General features: G+C 63.4%; 24 protein-coding genes, 2 tRNA genes and 1 riboswitch. Of the genes, 13 read left to right on the top strand and 13 right to left on the bottom strand.

Annotated elements, in window-relative coordinates; genetic code table 11:
• The first annotated feature begins 54 nt into the window (after positions 1–54).
• Together ABH939_RS15295 and ABH939_RS15290 are read left to right on the top strand one after the other, a co-directional pair.
• Positions 55–1152, top strand: a complete 1098-nt coding sequence (locus ABH939_RS15295) for an iron ABC transporter permease (RefSeq protein WP_030537529.1) — start codon at positions 55–57, stop codon at positions 1150–1152.
• Positions 1149–2012, top strand: a complete 864-nt coding sequence (locus ABH939_RS15290; protein WP_007733386.1) for a heme ABC transporter ATP-binding protein — start codon at positions 1149–1151, stop codon at positions 2010–2012. Before ABH939_RS15295 ends, ABH939_RS15290 begins: the two co-directional genes overlap by 4 nt.
• On the opposite strand, the gene ABH939_RS15285 is transcribed toward ABH939_RS15290, so the two are convergent.
• Positions 1993–2415: a hypothetical protein gene (locus ABH939_RS15285; RefSeq protein ID WP_007733387.1), complete on the bottom strand. Its 423-nt coding sequence runs from the start codon at positions 2413–2415 to the stop codon at positions 1993–1995. The two genes, ABH939_RS15290 and ABH939_RS15285, sit on opposite strands and share 20 nt — an antisense overlap.
• 183 nt (positions 2416–2598) lie before the next feature.
• On the opposite strand from ABH939_RS15285, the gene ABH939_RS15280 reads away from it, so the two are divergent.
• The 3 genes from ABH939_RS15280 (at position 2599) to ABH939_RS15270 (ending at position 5018) form a co-directional block, all read left to right on the top strand.
• The gene (locus ABH939_RS15280; RefSeq protein ID WP_064688177.1) at positions 2599–3624 is read left to right on the top strand and encodes a hypothetical protein; all 1026 of its coding nucleotides are present in this window, start codon (positions 2599–2601) and stop codon (positions 3622–3624) included.
• Positions 3624–3872 (top strand): DUF5703 family protein, encoded by a 249-nt coding sequence (locus ABH939_RS15275; RefSeq protein WP_003946171.1) that lies wholly within the window; start codon positions 3624–3626, stop codon positions 3870–3872. The genes ABH939_RS15280 and ABH939_RS15275 overlap by 1 nt, the downstream gene beginning before the upstream one ends.
• A 75-nt stretch (positions 3873–3947) precedes the next feature.
• Positions 3948–5018 carry a quinone-dependent dihydroorotate dehydrogenase gene (locus ABH939_RS15270; protein ID WP_003946149.1) on the top strand — a complete coding sequence of 357 codons (1071 nt, stop codon included), beginning with the start codon at positions 3948–3950 and terminating at the stop codon, positions 5016–5018.
• Between the two features lie 58 nt (positions 5019–5076).
• Here the strand turns inward: ABH939_RS15270 and ABH939_RS15265 are convergent, their stop codons facing one another.
• Both ABH939_RS15265 and ABH939_RS15260 read right to left on the bottom strand, forming a co-directional pair.
• Positions 5077–5613, bottom strand: coding sequence for a YbhB/YbcL family Raf kinase inhibitor-like protein (locus ABH939_RS15265; protein ID WP_007733394.1), 537 nt, complete (start codon positions 5611–5613; stop codon positions 5077–5079).
• Positions 5614–5678: 65 nt separating this feature from the next.
• Positions 5679–7031 carry a M20/M25/M40 family metallo-hydrolase gene (locus ABH939_RS15260; protein WP_003946170.1) on the bottom strand — a complete coding sequence of 451 codons (1353 nt, stop codon included), beginning with the start codon at positions 7029–7031 and terminating at the stop codon, positions 5679–5681.
• 118 nt (positions 7032–7149) lie between these two features.
• Between ABH939_RS15260 and ABH939_RS15255 the strand changes: the two genes are divergently transcribed.
• From ABH939_RS15255 to ABH939_RS15220, 8 genes are all read left to right on the top strand, one after another.
• Positions 7150–7235 (top strand) — tRNA-Leu (locus tag ABH939_RS15255).
• 162 nt (positions 7236–7397) lie between these two features.
• Positions 7398–7483 (top strand) — tRNA-Leu (locus ABH939_RS15250).
• Between the two features lie 108 nt (positions 7484–7591).
• Positions 7592–9133, top strand: coding sequence for an SDR family NAD(P)-dependent oxidoreductase (locus tag ABH939_RS15245; protein ID WP_391591223.1), 1542 nt, complete (start codon positions 7592–7594; stop codon positions 9131–9133).
• A gap of 156 nt (positions 9134–9289) precedes the next feature.
• Positions 9290–9721, top strand: a complete 432-nt coding sequence (locus ABH939_RS15240) for a universal stress protein (RefSeq protein WP_003946198.1) — start codon at positions 9290–9292, stop codon at positions 9719–9721.
• Positions 9722–9765: 44 nt separating this feature from the next.
• A complete protein-coding gene (locus ABH939_RS15235) occupies positions 9766–11016 on the top strand; it encodes a trans-acting enoyl reductase family protein (RefSeq protein WP_042451005.1) in 1251 nt (416 codons plus the stop codon).
• Positions 11017–11168: 152 nt separating this feature from the next.
• Positions 11169–13352, top strand: coding sequence for a malate synthase G (locus ABH939_RS15230; protein ID WP_404649778.1), 2184 nt, complete (start codon positions 11169–11171; stop codon positions 13350–13352).
• A gap of 159 nt (positions 13353–13511) precedes the next feature.
• Complete coding sequence (locus ABH939_RS15225; RefSeq protein WP_404649777.1) at positions 13512–15206, top strand: VWA domain-containing protein; 1695 nt, start codon at positions 13512–13514, stop codon at positions 15204–15206.
• Entirely contained in the window at positions 15206–16354 is a 1149-nt protein-coding gene (locus ABH939_RS15220; protein WP_404649776.1) for a metallophosphoesterase, read from the top strand. Before ABH939_RS15225 ends, ABH939_RS15220 begins: the two co-directional genes overlap by 1 nt.
• Before the next feature lie 22 nt (positions 16355–16376).
• On the opposite strand, the gene gcvP is transcribed toward ABH939_RS15220, so the two are convergent.
• From gcvP to ABH939_RS15170, 10 genes are all read right to left on the bottom strand, one after another.
• On the bottom strand, positions 16377–19235 hold the full coding sequence (gcvP, locus tag ABH939_RS15215) for an aminomethyl-transferring glycine dehydrogenase (RefSeq protein ID WP_404649775.1): 2859 nt from the start codon (positions 19233–19235) through the stop codon (positions 16377–16379).
• A gap of 53 nt (positions 19236–19288) precedes the next feature.
• Positions 19289–19417: riboswitch (glycine riboswitch) on the bottom strand.
• A 220-nt stretch (positions 19418–19637) separates the two neighbouring features.
• Complete coding sequence (locus ABH939_RS15210) at positions 19638–20192, bottom strand: MerR family transcriptional regulator (protein WP_021344354.1); 555 nt, start codon at positions 20190–20192, stop codon at positions 19638–19640.
• Positions 20193–20524: 332 nt separating this feature from the next.
• Positions 20525–20998, bottom strand: coding sequence for a bifunctional nuclease family protein (locus ABH939_RS15205; protein WP_003946194.1), 474 nt, complete (start codon positions 20996–20998; stop codon positions 20525–20527).
• Positions 20999–21091: 93 nt separating this feature from the next.
• Positions 21092–21829: a MerR family transcriptional regulator gene (locus ABH939_RS15200; protein WP_003946161.1), complete on the bottom strand. Its 738-nt coding sequence runs from the start codon at positions 21827–21829 to the stop codon at positions 21092–21094.
• A complete protein-coding gene (garA, locus tag ABH939_RS15195) occupies positions 21829–22323 on the bottom strand; it encodes a glycogen accumulation regulator GarA (protein WP_003946166.1) in 495 nt (164 codons plus the stop codon). The genes ABH939_RS15200 and garA overlap by 1 nt, the downstream gene beginning before the upstream one ends.
• Positions 22324–22534: 211 nt before the next feature.
• Positions 22535–22939, bottom strand: coding sequence for a glycine cleavage system protein GcvH (gene gcvH / locus ABH939_RS15190; RefSeq protein ID WP_003946160.1), 405 nt, complete (start codon positions 22937–22939; stop codon positions 22535–22537).
• 45 nt (positions 22940–22984) lie between these two features.
• Positions 22985–23767 carry a DUF881 domain-containing protein gene (locus ABH939_RS15185; RefSeq protein WP_007731994.1) on the bottom strand — a complete coding sequence of 261 codons (783 nt, stop codon included), beginning with the start codon at positions 23765–23767 and terminating at the stop codon, positions 22985–22987.
• Positions 23768–23770: 3 nt separating this feature from the next.
• On the bottom strand, positions 23771–24121 hold the full coding sequence (locus ABH939_RS15180; protein WP_003946178.1) for a small basic family protein: 351 nt from the start codon (positions 24119–24121) through the stop codon (positions 23771–23773).
• Positions 24122–24134: 13 nt separating this feature from the next.
• On the bottom strand, positions 24135–25001 hold the full coding sequence (locus ABH939_RS15175) for a DUF881 domain-containing protein (RefSeq protein ID WP_003946177.1): 867 nt from the start codon (positions 24999–25001) through the stop codon (positions 24135–24137).
• Positions 24998–25597: a CDP-alcohol phosphatidyltransferase family protein gene (locus ABH939_RS15170; RefSeq protein WP_030537518.1), complete on the bottom strand. Its 600-nt coding sequence runs from the start codon at positions 25595–25597 to the stop codon at positions 24998–25000. The genes ABH939_RS15175 and ABH939_RS15170 overlap by 4 nt, the downstream gene beginning before the upstream one ends.
• Positions 25598–25663 lie beyond the last annotated feature (66 nt).

The raw sequence follows: 25663 nt of genomic DNA, 5'->3' as shown, positions 1-25663 counted from the left end.
CGTGAGTGCTGATTCGTGAGTACAGAGACAGGTAGTTCCGAAGCAGGTAAGACTGTGTCCGCAGCCGAGGATTCACACGACGTCGGGGGCGCCGACAAGTCGGCGTCTGGCCCCGCGTCGCGGTCGCGGGTGAGTGCGGTTCTGGTCAGCTTGACTCTCGCCCTGGTGATCGTCGCGGTACTGTCGGCGTGCATCGGCCAAGTTCCGACGTCGCCTCTCGAGGTTTTGGGCAGCATCCTGCATCGCATCGGGCTCGACCTCGGTCCGATGCCCGCCCATCCCAGCGGTGAAGTGACTTTGTGGGAGGTTCGTTTCCCCCGCGTCGTGCTCGCCATCTGTGTCGGCGCGGCGCTGGGATGTTCCGGTGCGCTCCTGCAGGGTGTGTTCTCCAATCCGCTCGCAGAACCCGGAGTGATCGGAGTGTCTGCGGGCGCGGCAGTTGGCGCGAGTGCTGTCATCGTCGTCGGGGGAACGTTCGTGGCCGGCTGGGCCGTTGCTGCGGCTGCGTTCGTCGCCGGGCTGGTCACCACCGCGGCGGTCTACCTGCTGGCTCGGCACGAAGGCCGAACCGAAGTAGTGACGTTGGTGCTGACGGGCGTCGCGATCAACGCGTTCGCCGGCGGGCTCATCGCGTTCTTCACCTTCGTCGCCAGCCCGTCCGCTCGCGATCAGATCGTGTTCTGGCAACTCGGCTCACTCAACGGCGCTTCCTGGAACGCAGTCCTGATCGTGGCGCCGATGACCGTCGTCGGGATCGCCGCGACCATGATGATCGCCCCACGTCTCGACCTGCTGGCGCTCGGTGAACACGCGGCCCGTCATCTGGGCGTCAACGTCGAACGGCTTCGCCAGTTCGCGGTACTGATCGTCGCTCTCTTGGTCTCGGCGAGTGTTGCCTTCACGGGAATCATCCTCTTCGTCGGCCTGGTCGTTCCGCACCTGATGCGCATTCTCGTCGGACCTGGCCACCGCGCGCTGATTCCGGCGAGCGCCCTCGCCGGCGCACTGGTTCTGCTTGTCGCAGATCTGGGCTCGCGGTCGCTGATCGACAACGCAGACCTGCCCCTCGGAATGCTGACCGCTCTGGTGGGCGGCCCCTTCTTCTTCTGGCTTCTCCGACGCACGCGCGCGCAACAGGGCGGGTGGGCATGAGCAGCCTCGTAAGAAACTGGCGCGAACTGTTCGGCCGCGTCACCCCCGAACCGAAGAGCCCAGCCGTCGGTGATGTCACCCTCGAGGCGCGCGACATCACAGTCGAACGCGGTGGTCGGCAGATTCTGGAAGGCGTGTCCATCGAAGTCCGGGCAGGCGAGCTAGTCGTTCTCGTCGGACCGAACGGCGCCGGTAAGTCGACTCTTCTTGCGGCGTTGGCCGGTGATCAGCCCGTCATCGCTGGGCGGGTGGACGTTGACGGCACCGACCTCACTCAGTGGTCGCCGATCGACATGGCGCGCCGACGCGCGGTGCTCCCCCAGAAACACACCATCGGATTTTCGTTCAGCGCTCGCCAGGTGGTTCGTATGGGACGTGCGCCATGGACCGGAACTCGCCGAGAAGACCGCGACGGCGCTGCTATCACCGCGGCGATGAAGACCTGCGATGTCGAGGGGTTCGCCAATCGGCCGTTCGCCGTGCTGTCCGGCGGCGAGCAAGCGCGGGTCGCGCTGGCCCGGGTACTGGCACAGGAAACGTCGACCATCCTGCTGGACGAGCCGACTGCAGCTCTCGACCTCGGACACCAGGAAGCGGTGATGTCCGTGGCGCGCGCTCGCGCTGCGGACGGCGATGCCGTCGTCGTCGTTTTGCACGACCTCGCGTTGGCAGCGGCGTACGCGGATCGGATCGTCGTGCTCGAAAACGGCCGCATCGCCGCTGACGGTCCCCCGGAATCGGTGTTGCACGAAGAGCTTCTGACCCGCGTCTACGGTTATCCGGTCGAGGTGTTCCCGCATCCGACAACCGGAGCAACCCTGGTCATCCCGCGCCGAGAATTCACCGAACAGAATCGATGATCGATCCCAGCCTGTTCAGGACGGCTCTCACCGTCGGCAGGCTGCGGCCGTCTCCCTCGCGAACTCCGTCACCGGGACCGGGCTGTGACCAATCAGCCTCCGTGGACAGAACTGCGTCGCGGACCACACCGGCGATGCTTCGCTCGTCGGTCAGATCGATGTCGGTCACCGATCGCTCCGCGGTGGCGACAACGTCTGCAGGGGTCGGCACACTGTGCTCGCAGTATTCGCCGTATACCTCGACGAACAGCATGCTCTTTCGTACGCGGAACGCGAAAGTTCGACCGTCGGACCTGCCGAAACCGTGTGCGTGAGCGCCGACGGTGAGGTCCTCGATCTCGAAGCCCGGCCGCGCCGGTTCGGGCGACTGCGCGCCGGAATCGGTGGGTTCTGTGGGAATCACAATGATCTCCTCGGTGATTGCAGCGTCAACCGCAATCGCTGTTCGTACGGTATCGCGTCAAGGGTGTGAGCGGAATGGTCGGTAGTTCCTCGACGCGATGAACGGCGCCCGACTGCGATCAGGGATGATCGATGACAGTCGCACTGCGTGAAGAACAGATGACAAGAAAAAGAGGAACTACACATGGCTCGCCTAGGGATCCGCACCACTGCAGCAGCAATGGGGGCGGCGGTTCTGCTGGTCACAGGATGTTCTTCCGGAGATCGCGGAGACGACCTCATCACGATCGATCCCGCAACGGCAGCGGTCTCACCGGCCACCACCAGCACCCCGGACGGCGTGGTTCACCCGTATTCAGGTCTGATCGATTCCATCACATTCGACCCGATCACGCGCAGCGCTGTTCTGGTTGCCAACGACCCACGATCGGTGCTGGTCGTTCCTTCGGACAGTTTGGCCGGCGCCGACCCCGCCTCTGCAGGTCGTCCGACAGCCCTGGATTCCGACGTACGCGACGTTTCGATCGGCTCTGACGGTAGCGCTCTTCTGTCGATGGATCGCCAGGTCGTGAAGCTGAATCTGACTTCGGGCGAACGGACGTCCATCCCGGTAGACGGGCAGGCGAATTCAGCGGTCGAACTCAACGACGGCCGCATCGCGATCGGCACGGACAATGGTTCAGTTCACATCGTCGACCCGAAGACCGATCAGTCACAGACGGTTTCGGGATTCGCATCCGTCGACGAACTCGCGGTCACCGGCGACAACCTGAGCGCCCTCGATCACCGTCAGACCTCGCTGACGGCGATCAATCTCGAAGACGGCAAACTCGGCGTCGCTCTTCGCGCCGGTGAGGGCGCAACTCATCTGGCCACCGATCGCTTCGGACGCATCCTTGTCACCGACACCACCGGGAACGAACTGCTCGTCTTCACTGCCGATCCGCTCCTGATGCACCAGCGCTACCCCGTCGGCGAGTCGCCGTACGCCGTCGCCTACGACGAGGCCGCGGATCGGGTGTGGGTGACACTGACCGCGACCAATGAAGTGGTCGGCTTCGATCTGTCGTCCGGCATCCCCGTGGAGACCGGACGGTTCAAGACGGTGCGACAGCCGAATTCGTTGGCCGTAGACTCTTCCAACGGCAATCTGATCGTCGGATCGGCAACCGGTGACGGGCTGCAGGTCATCCCGTCACGGGAGAACTGATGGAAAAGCGTACGCGCGGGATCCCCGCGCAGTGGGAGACGTCGGACGACAAGTTCGACTATGTGCCCCTTCGACTACCGCCGAACGTTTCGCGGGTCACGGCGTCGATGCGTCTGGCGATCTCCGCCGAGTTCGGCGGATGGGAACTCTCCCGAGTCCGTCTCTACCCCGACGGCAGTCGTCGCGTGCTCCTCAAGCGAAAGAAGACGCCGCTGCACGTGACCGATCCGGACGGCATTCAGCACTGATCGTCCAACAGACGACCAGGGCCCGCCGCTGTCGAAACCGCTGACAAAATCACACCATCGAAGAGCTGGAGAATCGTGTACCAACTGCTGCTGAGCCTGATGTTCCGGGTCCCACCGGAACGCATCCACCACATTGCCTTCACCGCGATGAAACTGGTGACACGGTTCGCTCCCCTTCGCTGGCTGGTCGCAAAAGTCCTTGTCGTCGACGACCCGGTTCTGCGGAGTCAGGCATTCGGTCTGACGTTCCCGGCACCTCTCGGCCTCGCCGCAGGATTCGACAAGGACGCCACCGGCGTCGACGCCTGGGGCCCGTTGGGATTCGGTTTCGCCGAGGTCGGAACAGTGACGGCCCAGGCTCAGCCCGGTAACCCCGCGCCGCGTCTCTTCCGTCTTCCGGCCGACCGCGCTTTGATCAACCGGATGGGCTTCAACAACCACGGCGCTGGTCACGCGGCGAATTTCCTGCGACAGCGCCGCGTCACGGTCCCGATCGGTGCCAACATCGGCAAGACCAAGATCGTCGAAGCCGCCGACGCCGCTGCCGACTACACCGCCAGCGCGCAGCTTCTGGGTCCGCTGGCCGACTTCATGGTCGTGAATGTCAGCTCGCCGAACACGCCCGGACTCCGTGATCTGCAGGCCGTCGAATCACTGCGCCCGATCCTGCAGGCCGTGCTCGACACCGTCAGCGTGCCGGTACTGGTGAAGATCGCGCCCGACCTCTCGGACGAGGACGTCGACGCGGTCGCCGATCTGGCAATCGAACTCGGGCTTGCCGGAATCGTCGCGACCAACACCACGATCCGTCGCGACGGTTTGAAGACCCCGGACGCCGAGGTAGCTGCACTCGGCGCAGGCGGGCTGTCCGGTGCACCGGTCGCCGAGCGCTCACTCGAAGTACTTCGGCGCCTGTACGCCCGAGTGGGCGACAAGATGACCATCATCTCGGTCGGCGGTATCGAGACGGCCGATCAGGCGTGGGAACGGATCCTCGCCGGCGCGACACTGGTGCAGGGATACACCGGCTTCATCTACGGCGGACCGTTCTGGGCTCGCAGCATCCACAAGGGGATAGCCAAGCGGGTCCGCGCAGCGGGTTTCTCGTCGATCGCCCAGGCTGTGGGAGCTGAGAACCCTCGCTAGAAACTGCTGTGCGCCTTTATTAACCGCCCGCGGTTAATAAAGGCGCACAGCAAAGTGACTATTCGACCTCGAACGTCCCGGTCAGGGTTGCACGCGCAATCGCGTGATGGAACACGTTGAAACCGAGGAACGCCGGCGACGAATCAGGGGTGACTCCGTCGAGCGTCTCCACGTCGAGGGCATGCACCGCGACGATGTAGCGATGCGGACCGTGCCCGGGAGGCGGGCCTGCACCGATGAAACCGAACCCACCACCGTCGTGGCGGAGGGTGACGGTTCCGGCGGGCAGGACATCGCTGTCCGCCGCGCCGGCACCGGCGGGGAGCTCGGTGACGGAAGCGGGGATGTTCGCCACGGCCCAGTGCCAGAACCCCGACGCAGTCGGTGCGTCCGGATCGAACACCGTCACGACGAAGCTCTTCGTCTCGGCCGGAAAGCCGGACCACGAGAGCTGCGGTGAGATGTCTTCGCCACCGGGGACACCGAAGGCTCCACTGGCCTGAGCAAGCTTCAGCGGCTGGCCCGCAGTGATGTCGTCACTGGTCAGCTCGAAACTCGGCAACTTCGGCAATGGTTCGTACGGATCGTGCGCCATGCGAATCCTTTCTGTGACAAGAGAGCTCGATGTGCGTCGAGCTCACGGATCTATCTACGTGCTCGTCAGGAATTGAGCAGGAAATGTTCCAGAACACGTGTCCCGAACAGTAGTGCGTCCACCGGAACTCGCTCGTCGACGCCGTGGAACAGCGCGCTGAAATCCAGCTCGGGCGGCAACTGCAAAGGTGCGAAGCCGAAGCAGCGAATGCCCAGTTTCGCGAATGCCTTCGCGTCGGTTCCGCCGGAGAGCATGTACGGAACTGTGCGAGCCTCCGGATCGTGGGCGAGGATCGCCTCGTTCATGGCGTCTACGAGGTGGCCGTCGAACGTTGTTTCGTACGAATCCAGCTTGGTGATCCACTCGCGGGTCACGTCGGGACCGATCAGTTGGTCCACCGTGCGCTCGAATTCGGCCTGCCGTCCCGGCAGCACGCGGCAGTCGAAGACCGCCTCGGCAGTCTGCGGAATGACGTTCGCCTTGTATCCGGCCTTGAGCATCGTCGGGTTCGCCGTGTCACGGAACGTCGCCCCGATGATGTTGGCGATCGTCCCCAACTTCGCGAGAGTCCCGTCGATGTCGGGTGATCCCGGATCGAAGTCCAATCCGGTCTCCTCGCCGACGGCGGTCAGGAACTCCGCGACCGAATCCGAGATCACGATCGGGAACTGGTGGGCAGCGAGCCTCGAGACCGCGCCGGCGAGTGTCGCGACTGCGTTGTCGTCGTGGAGGAAGGAGCCGTGTCCGGCGCGTCCCTTGGCAGTCAGACGCATCCAACCGAGGCCCTTTTCCGCAGTCTCCACGAGGTAGAGACGGCGGTCGGTTCCGTCAGGCCGCGGAACCGTCAGCGAGAAACCGCCGACCTCACCCACGGCCTCGGTCACTCCCTCGAACAGATCCGGGCGGTGCTCGACCAGCCACTGGCATCCGTACTTTCCGCCCGCTTCCTCGTCCGCCACGAAAGCGAACACCAGATCACGCGGCGGTACGACGCCTTCCGCCTTGAACTGTCTGGCGAGGGCCAGGATCATCCCGACCATGTCCTTCATGTCCACGGCGCCGCGCCCCCAGACGTAACCGTCCTGGACGGTGCCGGCAAAGGGATGGACGCTCCAGTCGGCGGGCTCGGCCGGAACTACGTCGAGGTGACCGTGAAGCATCAACGCACCACGACCCGACTCGGCTCCCTTCAAGCGAGCAAAGACATTTCCTCGGCCGGGTGCTCCGGACTCGACGTATTCCGTCTCGTAACCGACTTCTTGAAGCTGCGCGGCAACCCACTCCGCGCACGCACGCTCGCCTTTGGTGGTTTCGAGTTCTCCCGTGTTCGAGGTGTCGAAGCGGATGAGGGAACTGACCAGTTCGACTACTTCTGCTTCGGCTCTGCTCGGATTCGGATTATTCGGGGTTGTGGTCATTCCACTTTCCTACCATCGAATCAAACGACGCGGGCGACCGGAATGCCCCGCAACCTGGCGATTTGGGGCAGCTCACCTAATCGGATACTCTTTCCCAGCACCGAGAAATCGGGGCCGAGTCCGAGTGGCGGAATGGCAGACGCGCTAGCTTGAGGTGCTAGTGTCCTATTAACGGACGTGGGGGTTCAAGTCCCCCCTCGGACACTCGAATACAGCAGAAAGACCCCAGCCTGATCAGGCTGGGGTCTTTTTGCTGTGCGCCTTTATTAACCCCCGGCGGTTAATAAAGGCGCACAGCAGTGGGGCGATTTGGGACCTGGGGATGGCATCGGATACTCTTTCCCAGCACCGAGAAATCGGGGCCGAGTCCGAGTGGCGGAATGGCAGACGCGCTAGCTTGAGGTGCTAGTGTCCTATTAACGGACGTGGGGGTTCAAGTCCCCCCTCGGACACTCTGTGTTGAGACAGACAGGAAAAGCTCCGGTTCATCGAACCGGAGCTTTTCTCGTAATTGGCGAAGTTCCCGCACCAGGGAACAGTCCGCGCGAGCGGCGATCGAGATGGAACAGAAGTTCGAAGTGGATACAGACACCAAGAAGTCGGATGCACTGCAGGCAGATTCGCTGGAAACAGCCGATTCAGAATCTGCTCGAGCCGAACTCACCGGACTCGACCCCGCAGAACTCGAAATCTGCCTGAAGGTCCTTTCCGAAGCCGCCGAACTCGACGACGAGCATCCCGATTCGATCACCATGCAGCGCGCTGTCGGCCATCTGTTCAAGCGACTCAAGAAGAAGCGTCGCCTCGCCTCGCGCGCAGCCGTCAACGAAGCCGACCGCCAAGTGGTCGCTGCGACTGCCACCGGTTCACCCGATCGCATCGACGACGAGACCGCAGGCATTCCGATCAAGTCGAACACCGCCGGCGCCTCCGCCGGCACGCTCATCAAGGCGCGGCCGTGCTACATCTGCAAGCAGCGCTACACCGCAGTCGACGCCTTCTACCACCAACTGTGCCCCGAATGCGCTGCCACCAGCCGCAGCAAACGTGATGCCAGCACTGATCTCACCGGCCGAAGCGCACTTCTGACCGGCGGCCGCGCGAAGATCGGCATGTACATCGCGTTGCGCCTGCTGCGTGACGGCGCACATCTGACCATCACGACACGATTCCCCAACGACGCGATCCGCCGATTCAAAGCGATGGAAGACAGCAACGACTGGATTCACCGTCTGCGCATCGTCGGCATCGACCTCCGCGACCCCGCCCAGGTTGTTGCACTCGCGGATTCCGTTGCCGCACAGGGTCCACTCGACATCCTCATCAACAACGCCGCGCAAACCGTCCGACGCTCCCCCGGTGCTTACGGCGCTTTGGTGGACGCCGAGTCCGGCGCACTGCCTGCCGGTGAACTGCCCGATGTCCTGACCTTCGGCAAGACGAGCGACGCTCACCCCGCGGCTCTGGCCGGATCGCTGTCGGACGTCGCAAGCATCACCTCCGGAAATCTCTCCGCCGACGCGGTCAGTTCACTCGCCCTCGTCGCCAAATCGGCTTCACCCGATCGAATCGAGCAGGGCATCGCCATCGACGCGGGCGGGCTGCTGCCCGACCTCGCGCACACCAACAGCTGGGTTCAGACCGTCGAAGAGGTCGATCCGATCGAGCTTCTCGAAGTCCAGCTCTGCAACTCGGTCGCGCCCTTCATCCTCGTTTCACGCTTGCGCCCGTCGATGGCCGCGGCAGCTGCACGACGCAAGTACGTCGTGAATGTCTCCGCCATGGAAGGCCAGTTCAGCCGCGCGTACAAGGGCCCTGGCCACCCGCACACCAACATGGCCAAGGCAGCACTGAACATGCTGACCCGCACCAGCTCCAAGGAAATGCTCGACGACGGCATCCTCATGACCGCCGTCGACACCGGTTGGATCACCGACGAACGCCCGCACTTCACCAAGATGCGGTTGGCCGACGAAGGTTTTCACGCACCACTCGACCTCGTCGACGGTGCCGCCCGCGTCTACGACCCCATCGTTCAGGGTGAACTGGGCGTCGACCTGCACGGCTGCTTCCTCAAGGATTACAAACCTTCGCCGTGGTGATCGGCAGCACGCCGCATTCGTGATGGGCAGCACCCAGCCGCCCCGATGTGGCGATCTCGTCACCCCCAAACCCCCGTGTCGAGTAGCTCATTTCAGGTAGAGCACAGCATTGCAGGCGATAATGGAGCCGACACTGCTCACCGACTCGGAGGAACCATGACGATCGCCGTCGTACACAAGGACAGCCCGGAAGGCCGTGCCGCAATCGTGGCCGCTGCACGGGAATCCGTGGGTCGAAGCGAGGAACTGCTGGTTCTGCACGTCCTGGACGACGTCAACATCGGAGGCACGGTCAACCTCGGAGACACCGAGGACGATCGGGCCGCTCTTCGCGGCGAGATCCAGTCAGCGCTCGACGCCGGTGGATTCTCGGAGACGAAGTGGGATCTGCGCACCACCGAGCACGACGGCGATCCGGTTACCGCGCTCGTCGACCTGGTCCACGACGCGGGTGTCGATCTCCTGATCGTCGGAACACGCCGGATGTCCCCCATCGGCAAGTTCCTCCTCGAACGCCCGCTGCAACGCCTGTTGCTCGAAGTCGAGGCTCCGATCCTCGTCGTCAAGGAGCCCCTCCCCGCCGAGTGACCGCGGTCACATCACTTTCGACTACTCGTTTGTAGGCTGGCTCCATGACTGGAACCTCGCCCGCCCGAGAACTCGACATCATCGTCTACGGAGCGAGCGGCTTCGTCGGTAAGCTTCTCGCCGACTACCTCGTCAAACATGCTCCCGAAGGCACGAAGATCGGCCTCGGTGGCCGCTCCCTCGAAAAGTTGGCAGCCACTCGCGCCGATCTGGGTACTGCCGCTGCCGATCTCCCCTTGATCATCGCCGACGCCGACGACGCAACCGCACTGAAGGCACTCGCCCAGCGAACCCGGGTCGTCGCCACCACGGTCGGCCCGTATGCCAAGTACGGCCACGCCCTTGTTCACGAATGCGCCTCCGCCGGAACTCATTACGTCGACCTGACCGGTGAGGTGCTGTTCCACCGCGAGAGCATCGACGACAACCATGAGCTGGCGGTCTCGACCGGTGCCAAGATCGTCCATTCCTGCGGATTCGATTCCATCCCTTCCGATCTCGGAGTTCACGTCCTGCACGAGAAGGTCGCCGCCGACGGCGCCGGCGAGCTCACCGACACCACCCTGGTGGTCACGGCCCTGCGCGGCGGCGTGAGCGGTGGCACCATCGATTCGCTTCGCAACCAAATCGACGTGTCGAAAGACGATGCGCGCCTGCGGAAACTTGCTGCCTCGCCGTACTCGCTGAGCCCCGATCGTGATCGGGAGCCCGAACTCGGACGCCAGAGCGACGTGAGCGTAATCGACGGCAAGAAGATCGATCCGTCGTTGAAGGGGTGGAAAGCGCCGTTCGTGATGGCGTCGTACAACACACGAGTCGTCCGTCGCAGCAATGCGCTCCGAGAGTGGGCGTACGGCAAGAAGTTCAAGTACAGCGAGGTGATGAGCGTCGGCTCATCGGTGGTGTCACCGGTGATTGCGGGCGGCGTGGCGGTCGGCCTCGGCGCGCTGGTCGCCGGACTCGCTCTACCTCCGACACGTTTCCTTCTCGACAAGGTCTTGCCGGCTCCCGGTGAAGGTCCGAGCGAGAGCACCCAGAAGAAGGGCCACTTCACGCTCGACGTGTTCACCACGACCACGACCGGCGCCCGATACACATCACGAGTGAAGGCGAAGGGCGACCCGGGATACAGCGCGACGGCGGTAATGCTCGGCGAATCTGCGTTGTCGTTGGCGAAGGACCAAAAGGCTCTTCCCCCGGCCACCGGCGTTTTGACTCCAGCGACAGCGCTCGGCGACGTCCTGGTCGAGCGTCTACGCGCGGCTGGTTTCGAGATTTCCGCGCGCAAACTCTAGACAGAACGAATTTCACTTGATCGTTTCAGCTCTTCGCGCCCGATTATCGCAGCTCAGGGCGCGGACAGCGGTGGGAATACTCCCAGGTAACATTGATGTTGGTTCATGGCATCCATATGTGATGCTCCGCTTTCGGAAAAGTGAGGCTATTCATGACTGAGCGCGTTCAGGTCGGCAGTCTTCAGGTTGCCAAGGTTCTCTACGACTTCGTGGTCGAGGAGGCTCTTCCCGGCACCGGTGTAGACGCCGAAACGTTCTGGGCCGGCGCCGACAAGGTCATCACCGAGCTCGCACCGAAGAACCGCGACTTGCTTGCCAAGCGTGACGATCTGCAGGCTCAGATCGATCAGTGGCATCGCGATCACGCCGGCGCTCCCATCGACGCCGCCGCGTACAAGGCGTTCCTGCAGGAAATCGGCTACCTCCTGCCGACGCCTGCCGAGTTCTCGGTCACCACCGCGAACGTCGACACCGAGATCACCTCGACGGCCGGCCCGCAGTTGGTCGTGCCGATCCTCAACGCGCGCTTCGCACTCAACGCGTCCAACGCCCGCTGGGGTTCGTTGTACGACGCGCTGTACGGCACCAACGCCATCTCCGAGGAGAACGGCGCCGAGAAGGGTTCCGGCTACAACAAGGTCCGCGGCGACAAGGTCATCGCCTGGGCGCGTGAATTCCTCGATGCGGCAGCACCTCTCGCGTCGGGATCGCATGCAGATTCAACCAAGTACGTTGTCGACGGCAGTGAACTGAAGATCACGTTGGCAGACGGTGCTGTCACCACGCTCGCCCAGCCGGAGAAGTTCGTCGGCTACCTCGGCGAGAAGGACGCACCGACGAGCATCCTGCTGCTCAACAACGGGTTGCACGCCGAGATCCAGATCGACGCGTCCTCCCCGATCGGCAGCACCGACGCCGCCGGCGTCAAGGACGTCGTTCTCGAATCCGCCGTCACCACGATCATGGACTTCGAGGACTCTGTCGCCGCTGTCGACGCCGACGACAAGGTTGTCGGCTACCGAAACTGGTTGGGTCTCAACCGTGGTGACCTGTCCGAGGAGATCAAGAAGGGCGCCAAGTCCTTCACCCGCACGCTCAACGGCGACCGTAAGTACACCGCAGTCGACGGCAGCGAACTCAGCCTGCACGGTCGTTCGCTCCTGTTCGTCCGCAACGTCGGTCACCTCATGACCAACCCCGCGATCCTCGACGCCGACGGCAACGAGGTCCCCGAGGGCATCCTCGACGCCTTGATCACCAGTGCCTGTGCAGTGCACGGCCTCTCGATCAGTGACGCCAACGGACCGCTCGACAACAGCCGCACCGGCTCGATCTACATCGTCAAGCCCAAGCAGCACGGTCCCGAGGAAGTTGCCTTCACCACCGAACTGTTCGGCCGTGTCGAGCAGGTCCTCGGGCTTCCGGAGAACACGCTCAAGGTCGGCATCATGGACGAGGAGCGTCGTACGACGGTCAACCTCGCCGCCTGCATCAAGGAAGCCGTCGACCGCGTGGTGTTCATCAACACCGGCTTCCTCGACCGCACCGGCGACGAGATCCACACCTCCATGGAAGCCGGCGCGATGGTGCGCAAGGCCGAGATGAAGAAGCAGAAGTGGATCGGCGCCTACGAGGACTGGAACGTCGACACCGGTCTGGCCTGCGGTCTGCAGGGCAAGGCTCAGATCGGCAAGGGCATGTGGGCCATGACCGAGTTGATGGCGGACATGCTCGAGCAGAAGATCGGTCACCCCAAGGCCGGCGCCAACACCGCGTGGGTACCTTCGCCGACCGGCGCAACGCTGCACGCGACGCACTACCACCGCGTCGACGTGTTCGCTGTTCAGGACAGCCTGAAGGGAAAGCCGCGTGCGAGCGTCGACGACATCCTGACCATCCCGCTCGCTCCCAGCACCGACTGGACGGACGCGGAGAAGAAGGAAGAGCTCGACAACAACTGCCAGTCCATCCTCGGCTACGTGGTCCGTTGGATCGACGCGGGCGTCGGCTGCTCCAAGGTTCCCGACATCCACGATGTCGCGCTCATGGAGGATCGCGCCACGCTGCGCATCTCGAGCCAGCTACTCGCCAACTGGCTGCGTCACGGCATCGTCAGCGAGAGCGACGTTGTCAGTGCACTCGAGCGCATGGCCCCGGTTGTCGACCGTCAGAACGAGGGCGACGCCGAGTACCGCAACATGGCACCTGATTTCGATTCCAACATCGCGTTCCAGGCTGCCAAGGAACTCATCCTCGAAGGCGCGAAGCAGCCCAGCGGATACACGGAGCCGATCCTGCATCGCCGCCGCCGCGAGTACAAGGCCGCCAACGCCTGATTTCACCTTCTTCGAACTCGAAGCTGAACCCGAACAGCCTCGGCACCGCTCCCGGTGTCGAGGCTGTTCGCGTAGGCCCCGAAGTTTCGTCACTAGACTGGCCGAGGACACAGTCCGTTCAACAGACATTCTTCGAGTGACCAAGGTAGGGCAAGGTACGTGGGCGAACATCGCGGCGGGTCAGGCGCCAGAGGTATCAGTAAGGGGCCGATTCTCGTCGTCGTGCTGATCGTCTTGATCGTGGCAGGCTTCTTCGGATGGAAGGCCCTCAGCAACCGGATCGACGATCAGGGACAGCAGGCAGCCGGTACGTGCGTCGAGGGCAACAAGACACTCGACGTCACCGCGGATCCGTCCATAGCCCCACAGGTCGCGGAACTGGCGAAGCGGTACACCCAGACCTCGCCGGTGGTGCGTGATCACTGCATCGCCGTCGTGGTGCACGGTGCGCCGTCCGCGTCGGTCTCGACGGCACTCGAAGCCGGTCCGGCGGCCCCCTGGGACGACGCAGCATTGGGACCACGTCCCTCCCTGTGGATCCCGACGAGTTCGTTCGAACTCGCGCCACTGTCGGGCAAGGCCGTGATCAACGGTGATCCTCGCTCGCTCGCGAGTTCCCCGATCGTTCTGGCAGCCGGTCCCGAGACCGCGGCAGCATTGGCCGGCGCAGCATCGAGTTGGAAGTCTTTGCCTTCCGATCTGACGGTCGCCCTGCCGGTCGGAAGTACCGAAACCTCGATGGCTGCACAGGCGATCGCTGCCGACGTCGCCGATGCGGGTGCCGGTCCGGTCACGTCGGATCAGGCGAAGTCCGCTCAGGTCAACGCTGCGCTCAGTGCACGGGCGTTGCAGTTCCAATCCTTGCCGACTCCCCCCTCGTCCACCGCCGAAGCCCTCGGAGCACTGAGCGCCGGAACACCGGATTCGGTGAAAGCCGTTCCGGCCACGGAACAGTCGATAGCGCAGAGCGCGAACGCGGCGATGACGACGTACTCTCCCGCCGGCGCAACGCCAGTCGCGGACTATCCGGCGGTCATCGTCTCGGGCAGCGGGATCGACGAAACCGCGTCGCGCGCAGCGGCACAGTTTGCCGATTTCATGCGTGAGCCGAATCAGTCGCAGTTGTTCGTCGGCGCCGGTTTCCGGGTCGAGGGCCAAGACCTTCCCGATCTCGGGGCGGTGTCCCCGGCCAAGATCTCGTCCACGTTGAAACCGGCTTCGGCGGAGACCGCAGCGGCGCTCGGTGACATAGTCGCCAACCCGGTCTCGCCGCGTAGTGCCACCATCCTGATGGACACGTCGGCGTCGATGGGTACCGACGACGGTGGCACTACCCGCTTGGCGAACGTTGCCTCGGCGGTGAATACCCAATTGGGTCGCAGCCCTGACGCTTCGGACATCGGCCTTCGCGAGTTCAGCACGGGCACCGACGGAAAACCGTCCGAGCGCATCCTGGTTCCGGGCGGTTCACTGTCCGAGCCGAATCGGCGTGCCACGATCACCGATTTCCTCAACGGGCTTCGGGCCGGCGGAAAGACCTCCAAATACCCGGCGCTTGCCAGCTCCTACAAAGCCGCCGTGGACGGTTTCGACGCGGGGCGAGTCAACTCGGTGCTGCTGATCACCTCGAGTACGCCTGACGAATCCACCACGACGCGAGCCGAACTGCTCAGCGCGATCGCCGCTGCGGGCAATCCGTCGCGTCCGGTACAGGTCGACGTGATCGTCGTCGGTGCGGGCGACGACGTCTCCACACTCCAAGACGTCTCGGATCGGACGGGCGGCACATTGGTTCGGGTCGATTCGACGTCCGACCCCGCTCTCGCGGCCGCAGTGACCAAGATGCTGTCCTGATGGGGCGCGTCGCGGTTTTTGCAGTCCTTCTCGCCCTTCTGACCTGGTTCCTGCATCGCCGACTCGTTCGCGCCACCGGCATCCCGAGGCGATGGGCTCGTCTCGCCGACACTGCGCTTGTCGTCTTGGCGGTCTCGACGCTCGTCGGGGTCGGCAGCGGCGAAGTCTTCTCGACGTCCTGGGCGCGACCGATCGGATTTGTCGGATGGGTCTGGCTGGCTTCGTGGCTGTATCTGATTCCCGGACTGCTCGTGATCGGCCTGTTCGCCGGGATCGGTCGACTACGTGCACGCCACACGGATACCACGACCGAAGTCGACCCAGCCAAGCGTCGTACGTTGCAGTTGGCTACAGCAGCAGTCACTCTCGCGGCGATCGGCACCGCCGGCTACGGCGTCTACGAGGCGTCGGGCCCCAAGATTTCCCGCGTCCGCGTGCCGCTCGCTCGCCTACCTGAGGGCTTCAACGAATACCGGATCGCCTTGATCACCGACCTGCACGTGGGACCGGCCCGCGGGGTCGACTTCACCCGCAAGGTGGTCGATATCGTGAACTCGCAGAATGTCGATCTGATCGCGATCGGCGGCGACCTCGTGGACGGAACCGTCGCGAAAGTTGCTCCCGATCTTGCTCCGCTCGCCGATCTTCGGGCGCCCGACGGAATCTTCGGAGTCAGCGGAAACCACGAGTTCTACGCCGACGACGGCGGCAAATGGCTCGACGTGTGGGAGACATTGGGGATCACCACACTTCGCAACAGCCGCACCTCGATCCAGCATGGCGGCGATACCATCGACATCGTGGGCATCCACGACTACACGTCGCCGGCCCCGTACGAGCCGAACCTGACTGCCGCGCTCGCAGGTCGCGATCCGAATACTTTCGCCTTGCTTCTCGCGCACGAACCGCGTCAAGCGATCGAGGCATCCGAGATGGGTATCGATCTGCAACTGTCCGGGCACACTCACGGCGGTCAGATGTGGCCGCTGCGGTATCTCGTTCCGCTGCAGCAGCCTTCGGTGCAAGGCTTGGACAGGGTCGGAAACACAGTGCTGTACACGACGCGTGGCGCCGGGGCTTGGGGTCCGCCGGTACGCGTCGGCGCCCCGCCGGAGATCACTGTTCTCGAACTCGTACGCGAGAGGTGATGATCTCCGGCGGGCACACGCCTTAGTTGCCTGCGAACGCTTCGATCGGCGGGCAGGAGCAGACCAGGTTGCGGTCGCCATGTGCACCGTCGATACGACGCACGGACGGCCACACCTTCGGGCGAGCCTTGCCACGCGGGAAGACGGCGATCTCACGCGAGTACGGGTGATCCCACTGCGCTGCAATGCTTCCCGCAGTGTGGGGAGCACCGCGTAGCGGGTTGTCCTCCACCGTCCACTCGCCCGCTCCGACGCGATCGATTTCGCCGCGAATGGCGATCATCGCCTCGCAGAACTCGTCGATCTCTTCGAGGTTCTCGCTCTCGGTGGGCTCGACCATCAGTGTGCCGACCACGGGGAAGCTCATGGTCGGAGCATGGAAACCGTAGTCGGCCAGACGCTTTGCGACGTCGTCGACGGTGACGCCGGTGTCCTTGGTCAACCCCCGGAGGTCGAGGATGCACTCGTGCGCGACCATGCCGTTCTCGCCGGTGTAGAGAACCGGGAAGTACTCGTCGAGTCGACGCGCGATGTAGTTGGCCGACGCGATGGCGGTCAGGCTGGCGCGGCGCAGGCCCGCAGCACCCATCATCCGGATGTAGGTCCAGGTGATGGGCAGAATGGACGCACTGCCGTACGGCGCTGCCGAGATCGTTCCTCCACCACCGAGTTCGGGGGCCATCGGGTGTCCGGGCAAAAACGGCGTCAAGTGTGAGCGCACACCGATCGGGCCGACGCCGGGTCCGCCGCCGCCGTGCGGGATGCAGAAGGTCTTGTGCAGATTCAGGTGGCTGACGTCGCCGCCGAATCGGCCCGGACGGGCAAGGCCGACAAGCGCATTGAGGTTGGCGCCGTCGACGTACACCTGGCCACCGGCGTCGTGTACCGCTGCACAGATGTCGGAGATCTCGTGCTCGTAGACACCGTGTGTTGAAGGGTAGGTGATCATGATCGCGGCGAGACGCTCGGCGTGATCGGCGATCTTCGCGCGCAGATCGTCGACGTCGACGTCACCGTTGGGACGGCAGGCGACAACCTCGACGCGCATCCCGGCCATGACGGCAGAAGCCGCGTTGGTGCCGTGAGCACTCGACGGAATGAGGCAGGTGTCGCGGTGGTCGTCGCCCCGGCTGAGGTGGTAGTTGCGGATCGCGAGCAGGCCCGCGTACTCCCCCTGGCTGCCGGCGTTGGGTTGCAGGCTGACGTTGTCGTAGCCGGTGACCGCGACCAGCCAGTCTTCGAGATCCTTGATGATCTTCAGCAGACCGGGTGCGTCCGACGTGGGCGCGAACGGATGGATCGCATTGAACGCGGGCCAGGTGATGGATTCCATCTCGGCGGTGGCATTGAGCTTCATGGTGCACGAACCCAGCGGGATCATGCTGCGATCGAGGGCGATGTCCTTGTCGGACAGCGCGCGCAGATAGCGAAGCATTGCCGTTTCCGTACGGTAACGGGTGAAGGCTTCGTGCTGCAGGTAGTCGGAGGTGCGCCCCTGAGCAGCCGGAACCGAATTGCCCTCGGCTTCGATGGCGACAACAGCATCCTCGATCCCGAACGCGTCGAGCACGGCAAGGACGTGGTCGGCGGTCGTGGCCTCGTCGCAGGAGATACCGACATGATCGGCATCGACCAGACGCAGGTTGATCCCGGACTCCTTGGCCGCAGCGACGACGTCGGCCGCCTTGCCCGGAACCTGAGCGAGCACGGTGTCGAAGAACGAATCGTGGACGACGGTCACGCCGCCTTCGCGCAGGCCGTTTGCCAACGCGTGTGCGCGGGCAGCGACGCGCAACGCAATCGCCTTGAGTCCCTCGGCGCCGTGGTAGCTCGCGTACATCGCAGCGAGGATGGCGAGGAGCACCTGAGCGGTACAGATGTTGGACGTCGCCTTCTCTCGGCGAATGTGCTGCTCACGTGTCTGCAGCGCCAGGCGGTACGCCTTGTCTCCGTCGGCGTCGATGGAGACGCCGACCAAGCGGCCGGGCAGCTGACGCGCATGCTTGGAGTGCACGGCCAGGTAACCGGCGTGCGGTCCGCCGTATCCCATGGGAACACCGAAACGCTGGGTGGTTCCGAAGCACGCATCCGCGCCGAGCTCACCGGGTGAGGTGATGAGCGTCATCGCGAGGAGGTCTGCGCCGACGGCAACCAGTGCGCCGCGCTCGTGAGCTTCCGCGATGATCGAGGTGTAATCGACGACTCGTCCCGAGGCACCTGGGATCTGGGCGAGGACGCCGAAGAAGTCACCTTCCGGAAGACCAGCGGTGAGGTCCGCAGAGACGATCTCGATTCCGAGCGGCTCGGCGCGAGTCTCGATGACGGCGAGGGTCTGCGGGTAGAGATCGGCGTCGACGACAAATCGTGGGGACTTGCTGCGGTTCGCGCGGCGCAGGAGCGTCATGGCTTCGGCAGCGGCGGTGGCCTCGTCGAGCATCGACGAGTTTGCCAGTTCCATGCCGGAGAGATCGGCGACCATGGTCTGGAAGTTGAGGAGGGCTTCGAGACGGCCCTGGCTGATCTCCGGCTGATACGGGGTGTACGCGGTGTACCAGGCCGGGTTCTCGATGATGTTGCGCAACAACACCGGCGGCGTCAACGTGTCGAAGTAGCCGAGGCCGATCATCGACGTCGCGACGGTGTTCTGGGCTGCGAGTGCAGTCAGTTCGGCAAGTGCCTCGTGCTCTCCGACCGGAAGCGGCAGAGCGTCGAGTCCGGCAGCGATGCCGTTCGGGGCAGCGTCGAGGATGACGGAGGGAACGGCCTTGGTTGCCAGTTCGTCGAGTGAATCGACCCCGACGAGTTCGAGGATGCGCGCGAGTTCCGCGGCGTTCGGACCGACATGGCGGTCGGCAAATATACGGCTTGCAGCGTCGATCACGACAACTCCCAGACAGATCGGAGGATCAGGACACACACCGAACTGCGGTGTGTTCCTCCCCCTCTGTCGCATGCTCGATTCCCGAGCGCCTGAGAGATTCGGTAGTGATCCGCCGAAGGCGGAAGCCACAGCCTTTCCCCGTCGGCGGGTGGGTTGTCCCACCGCTTTCCAGAGGCGTCGGAGCCCGTACGGTCCTTGGTGCCTGAGAGATTGACGGGGAGGTATTGCTCCTTCGGCGCCCTGATCCCGCTCACGACTGACCTTTGAGACAAAGACTGAAACAAAGACAAGTTCGGTGAATCGGTATCCGAGGCTCTCCCGTACGCCGGCGACGCAGGCTCAGTCTAGTTGACCGAAACGCCTACCTGCACCGTGGCATCCTCCAAAGAGATGTGACGTACGTTATCCGGTTTTGCGGCTGGCGCGATTCTTGCGTCGCGAAGCCAACTCGTCTTCCGGGTTGGGATCACTTTCGCCGCCGTCGGCCCGCTCGGCGGGGAAGTCGGCGATCGTTCCGGTGAGTTCACGCATCGCGCCACTGACTGCGATGCCGAATACGCCCTGCCCACCCTGGAGGAGGTCGACGACCTCTTCGGGGGACGTGCATTCGTACACGGTGGTGCCGTCGGAGAACAGAGTGATGTTGGCAAGATCGCGGACGCCACGCTTACGGAGGTGATCGACGGCAACGCGGATGTTCTGCAGTGAGATGCCGGTATCGAGCAGACGCTTCACGATCTTCAGAACGAGAATGTCCTTGAAGGAGTACAGACGTTGGCTTCCGGATCCGGCAGCGCCACGGATCGACGGAACAACCAACGACGTCCGTGCCCAGTAGTCGAGTTGGCGGTACGTGATCCCGGCGATCTGGCACGCACTGGGTACTCGATATCCGACGAGGTCGTCGGGGATGGAATCGTCCGGGAACAAGCCCGGCTGCAGCTCTTCGGAAGACATTTCTGCAGTCGCGGCACTACCGGCTATGCCCGTCCCGCGCTCATTCGACTGTTCTTCCACTGCCGTCTCCCTCTCGCTTCGCCATCATGTAACCAACCTGTGCTATCAGCAGTCACGAGAATCCCGTGCCGACCGAACTTTCAGATGTGAATCCAAGGCAGGTAATTCCATGAGTGGACTTACCCAGAGTACGCCTCGATCGACAAGGCGAGAAGATCTCCACCGCACGCAACGGTAAGTCCAGGAGGGTGCATGGTCAACGCAACACGCCGACCGAGACTCAACCTCTACTTGAGAGTTGAAGACTAAAGTCCGCAACCAGTCAATTCAGGCTAACCATCAGTGGCTTTGAAATCGTCCGGCGAGATGGTGTCGAGGAATTCCTTGAACTTCTCGACCTCGTCTTCGCGCTCGTCGGGAATGACCAGACCGGCCTCGGCGAGAACAGCCTCCGACGCGAAGATCGGAACGCCGATGCGCAGGGCCAATGCAATCGAGTCCGACGGACGTGCCGAGACAGTGGTCTGCTCGTCGAAGACGAGATCCGCGTAGAAAGTGCCCTCTTGCAGGTCCACGATCCGAACTTCCTTGAGGCTCCGACCGAAAGATTCGATCAAGATCTTGATCAGGTCGTGAGTCAGCGGCCGCGCCGGCTCGACTCCCTGTTGTTCGAGAACAATCGCGGTAGCTTCGGTTTGCCCGATCCAGATCGGCAGGTACCGATCGCCGTCGGACTCTCGCAGCAACAGGACCGGCTGATTCTGAGGCTGCTCGACACGAACTCCGATCACACGCATTTCGCCCATCGAGCTTGCCTCCAACCTGACGTGATCCAGCCGACCGACTCCGATGCGGTCGTACTGAAATTCTATTCGAGTGTGCCCCGCTGATCGAGGAACTCAGCGATCGAGACTTCCCCGAACTGCCGATTTGACCAGACACGTGTGCAAAGTCAGTGACAGAGCGGCCAGCTCCCGCACCATTTCCTCGGCACGATCACGTGCTCCGGCGTCACGACCCTTGGCAACCGGTCCGGCGATCTGAGTCACCAGTCCCGCTTCGCGATCAGCAGCCAACTTGAACGCGCGCAGATGGCGAACCTCCAAGCCGTACTCGGACATCGCCTTAGCGGTGCGCGCCAACGTCACGGCATCCTCGTCGAAGAAGCCCGCCGCGCCGGGAACGACCAAACCGGTGCGGATCAGATCGGTCAGAAACCGATCGTCGATGTCGGCGCGCGCGAGAAGATCCTGACGACCGACTCGAACTTCGCGATCGACCCGGAACGCCTCGGGTGAGACATCGCCCGTAGCGATCGACAGGACGCGAGCACGACGAGGCGCAGGAACTTCTGCACTCACCGTCGCTGCGCCACTGTCGATCGCTTCGAGTTGTTCTTTGATCACTTTGAGCGGCAGGTACTGATCGCGTTGAGCGGTCAGCACGAAGCGAAGACGCTCGCAGTCCTCGACAGAGAATCTGCGGTATCCCGACGGTGTCCGTTGCGGGCTGATCAAGCCCTCGGACTCGAGGAAACGGATCTTCGAAATCGTCACGTCGGGAAAATCTGGACGCAACCGATCCAGCACGGAACCAATCGACATTCCGGGCTGGCTCTGCTGCCGCACTGCCGTCATTAGCTACCCGCACCTGCTGACGACTCGCCGACCTGCGAACCGCCGGCACGAGGGCCGGTGAGGAACACCAGACGGAACTTGCCGATCTGAACCTCGTCACCATTCGCGAGAACTGCCGAATCGACAGGTTCACGGTTGACGTAGGTGCCGTTGAGGCTTCCGACGTCGACGACGTGGAAATCTGCATCTTCCTGACGGAACTCGGCGTGACGACGGCTGACGGTCACGTCGTCGAGGAAGATGTCACTGTCCGGGTGCCGACCTGCCGACGTCGTCGGCTGATCGAGCAAGAAGCGGGATCCTGCATTCGGTCCCCGCTTGACCACCAGAAGTGCGGCTCCGGCGGGAAGTCCTTCCACGCCCGAAACCGGCTGCTCGGCGGCCGGTGCTGCAGAGGAGGTGTTGTCGAGCTCATTGAGGAAGTCCGCGCGGAAAACCGAAGTGGTCTCCGCCGGCGACTCCCCATAGCCCGCGTCGTTACCGTTCTCGCTCACTGTTTCTCCTCCTGGGTCAATCATCCAGATCATGAATCACTGGACTACGCAGTGCACTTTCTTCACGAGCATCTTTCACAGTCACGTTCGATACGGCCCTGCGCCCCGACTCGGCACATGCGTACCTAACGACCGTACCCTGCGCAGACCGCCGTGTGCAGCGAGACAGGCCGCGACACAACGCGAGTTGGCCGGTCCACGCGCAGGTTTTCTACTCGGACGTGAGTCCCTTGTATGCCTCCGCGTCCAGAGTTGCCGCGAGTGCGGCGTCGAGTGTGGCCTCGTCAGCAACCTCGAGTTCGACCAACCAACCCGTGTCGTACGGGTCGGTGTTGACGAGGTCGGGCTGTCCGTCCAATTCACCGTTCGCTGCAAGAACTTTCGCAGTGAACGGAGCAAAGATGTCGGAGACGCTCTTGGTCGACTCGACCTCACCGAGCGATTCACCGGCGGTCACGTCTTCGTCGACAGCGGGAAGCTGGACGAACACGACGTCACCGAGCTGCGACTGAGCAAAGTCGGTGATACCGACTCGAACTGAGGTCGGGCCGGTTCGCTTCACCCACTCGTGCTCCGCGGTGTAGCGCAGATCGGTAGGTGTATCGAGCTCACTCACAGTGGCTTCCTTTCACAGGCCGTCCGAAAGTCGGACGCAAAAAGATCAATTTCCGGGTTGAGCGTATTGGCGCGGATTCAATTGTCGCAAGACGGAGATCGTGACCTGCTGCGATTGCTCGACGGACGACGTTCCGCCATTGCGTGCGACATTGTCGAAGACGCCTCCGGGAATGTTCAACGCTGCCGCCAATGTCGGCGGATCTCCGATCGCGGTCACAGTGTACGGCTGCTCGATCCGGGTTCCGTCTAATTCGATCTCGCCGCCGCGCCCACTCACCCACGAGTTCACGCCGATACGAATGGGTTCGCCGTTCGCACCTGCGATCGAGATGGCTTCGGCACCGGCAGCACGCAGTTCCTGGATGAGATCGAGAATCACTTCCGATCCGACGCCGCCCGCCGGATCTGTCAGGGTCATCGTCACACCCGGTCCAGTGGCCGGAGCGGTCCCCACTTGAATGGAGAGTGAGGTCAGCCGCGCCCGCGCCTCGTCCAGCGCTGCTCCCGTGTTGCCACCGGCTTCCAAAGTGGCAAGCGATTCCTGAAGATTCGCGACTTCCTGCCTCAGCGCGGCTTCGCGCCGATTCAAATTGTCGAGAACCACCAGGAGGTCGGCAGGGCGCGCGGCGTCGAGTGAATCTCCGGCCACTGTGCTGCGTACCTGTGTGGCAATCGCAACGCCGAGCACGCCCAACAGCACAGCAGCGAGGATTGCGAAGACGACGTTGGTGCGGTGTTTGGACGGTGAACGCAACTCGTGACGACCTTCACCCGCAGTGGTGACGGGAGGTTCTTCTTCCGGTTCGGTCGTGGAATGTTCCGCCATGACTCACGCTCCGAACAGTCGGCGTCGCAATGCCGCTGCGTTGCCGAAGATCCGGATACCCAACACGACGACGATCGCCGTCGAGAGTTGAGTACCGACACCCAACTGATCACCGAGCCAGACGATCAACGACGCGACGAGCACGTTGAAGACGAAGGAAACCACGAACACCTTCGCGTCGAAGATTTCGTCCAGATACGCGCGTAGTCCACCGAAGACGGCGTCGAGCGCCGCAACGACAGCGATCGGAAGATAGGGCTGGATCACGTCGGGCACCTGCGGGCTGAAAACTACGCCCAGGACGATGCCGACGACCAGTGCTGCGAGTCCGTACAGGGCGGAACCGGCCTTCATCGAACTCCTTCTGTCACTTGGGTTCTGTGGGTTCTGTTGCCACTCGGACGGCGCGAGGCGCCGCAGGCGGCAGAGTCAACGAATCGTCTTCGGCCACCGCGAAACCGACTCCGTACAGTTGCGAGACGCTAGACATTCTCACGTAGGCGTCGCTGACGACGAATTTCCGCTGCAGTGCTCGCGTGTCTCCGATCGCCTCGACGAGGTACGGGGAGAAAACAGGTTGGTTGTCGACGAGCATCGCGCCGCCCGCCTGACGGATGGTCACCGTCGGCCCGATTCGCACGCCGCCGACGGCGATCGCCTCCGCTCCCCCAGCCCACAGGGCGTTTACGACGGTCTGCAGATCGCGATCGAGGACAACTGTCTTACCGCCGACACTCCGTTGCGACGCATCCGAGAGGTTCGGGCGTCCGGCCGGGTCCGTCAACGTCACCACCAGTCCCTCCCCGTGAACAGCTTCGGCTCCTGCGCCGGATTCGACCGCTCGCAGTTGGTCGAGGACGGCGCTGCCGCGTGCATCGCCTTCGAGCGCCACGCCGCGCGCGGCGTCGACGGCGCCGCCGAGTGAATCGCGGGACGCGGCCAGTGAATCGATTCGATCCTCCGCATCACGGACCTTCGCCACCAACTCGCTTCGAACCTCTTCGGTGCCGGTCACCTGCTTCGTCGCTTGAACAGCCGAGACCGTGACGATGAACCCGATCAACAGTGCGCCGAGGGCCAGCCACGGCCCCGTCTTCGAGGATCTGTTCTTGGTGTGCTCGTGCTGGCGTTCGAATGCAGTTGCCTCGTAGCCCGGGTCGAGATGTTCGGTCATGAGTGACCGAAGCAGCGACGGTACCGGGTTACGACGGACGTCCTCCCCGGTCGACTTCATCGGGGCACGACCTCGTGGGTTCGCGCAACGTCAACGGCCTTGAGCACGTAGATCGCGGCAGTCCACACGTACAGGACGGTTCCCCAGATCAGGAAAGCGAAACCGAAGGCATGGGTGAACGGTCCGATGGCCCAGTCTCCGTGCCCGGCAAGAATCAACGGCAGAGCGAACATCAGTAGGAAGGTCGCAGCCTTGCCGAGATAAACCACCTCGGGCGGCGGCAGGCCACGCCTGCGGTAGATCGGCAGCGTCAACGCAAGCAGAAGATCACGGCCGATGAGTATCGCTGCGACCCACCAGGGAATGAAATCGCGGGCGACGAAGGTGACCAGTGTCGTCACGACGTACAGACGATCGACCAGCGGGTCGAGAAGCGCTCCCAGACGCGAGGTCTGTCCGAGCACTCTGGCCAGCTTGCCGTCGAGCCAGTCGGTGAACCCGCTGAGCATCAGCAGCGCCAATGCCCAGCCGTCCGAGTGCGTGACGAGCAGCAGGTAGGCGAACAGCGGCAGAGCGAGTAGACGCACGATACTGAGCACGTTGGGAACAGTGAGAATCCGATCCGTGGGGATCGGTTCTTGTTCGCCAGAGTTCACTGCACACACCTCGCGTCGTTCGATTGCCGTGCGGCCAGCTTTCCACAGCACGACGGACTATTCGCC

This window comes from Rhodococcus sp. 27YEA6 (genome assembly GCF_044908235.1).
GTDB lineage: Bacteria > Actinomycetota > Actinomycetes > Mycobacteriales > Mycobacteriaceae > Rhodococcus_F > Rhodococcus_F qingshengii.
The sequence above is the reverse complement of the archived record's forward strand: the minus strand, read 5'-3'. Positions and strand labels throughout refer to the sequence as shown.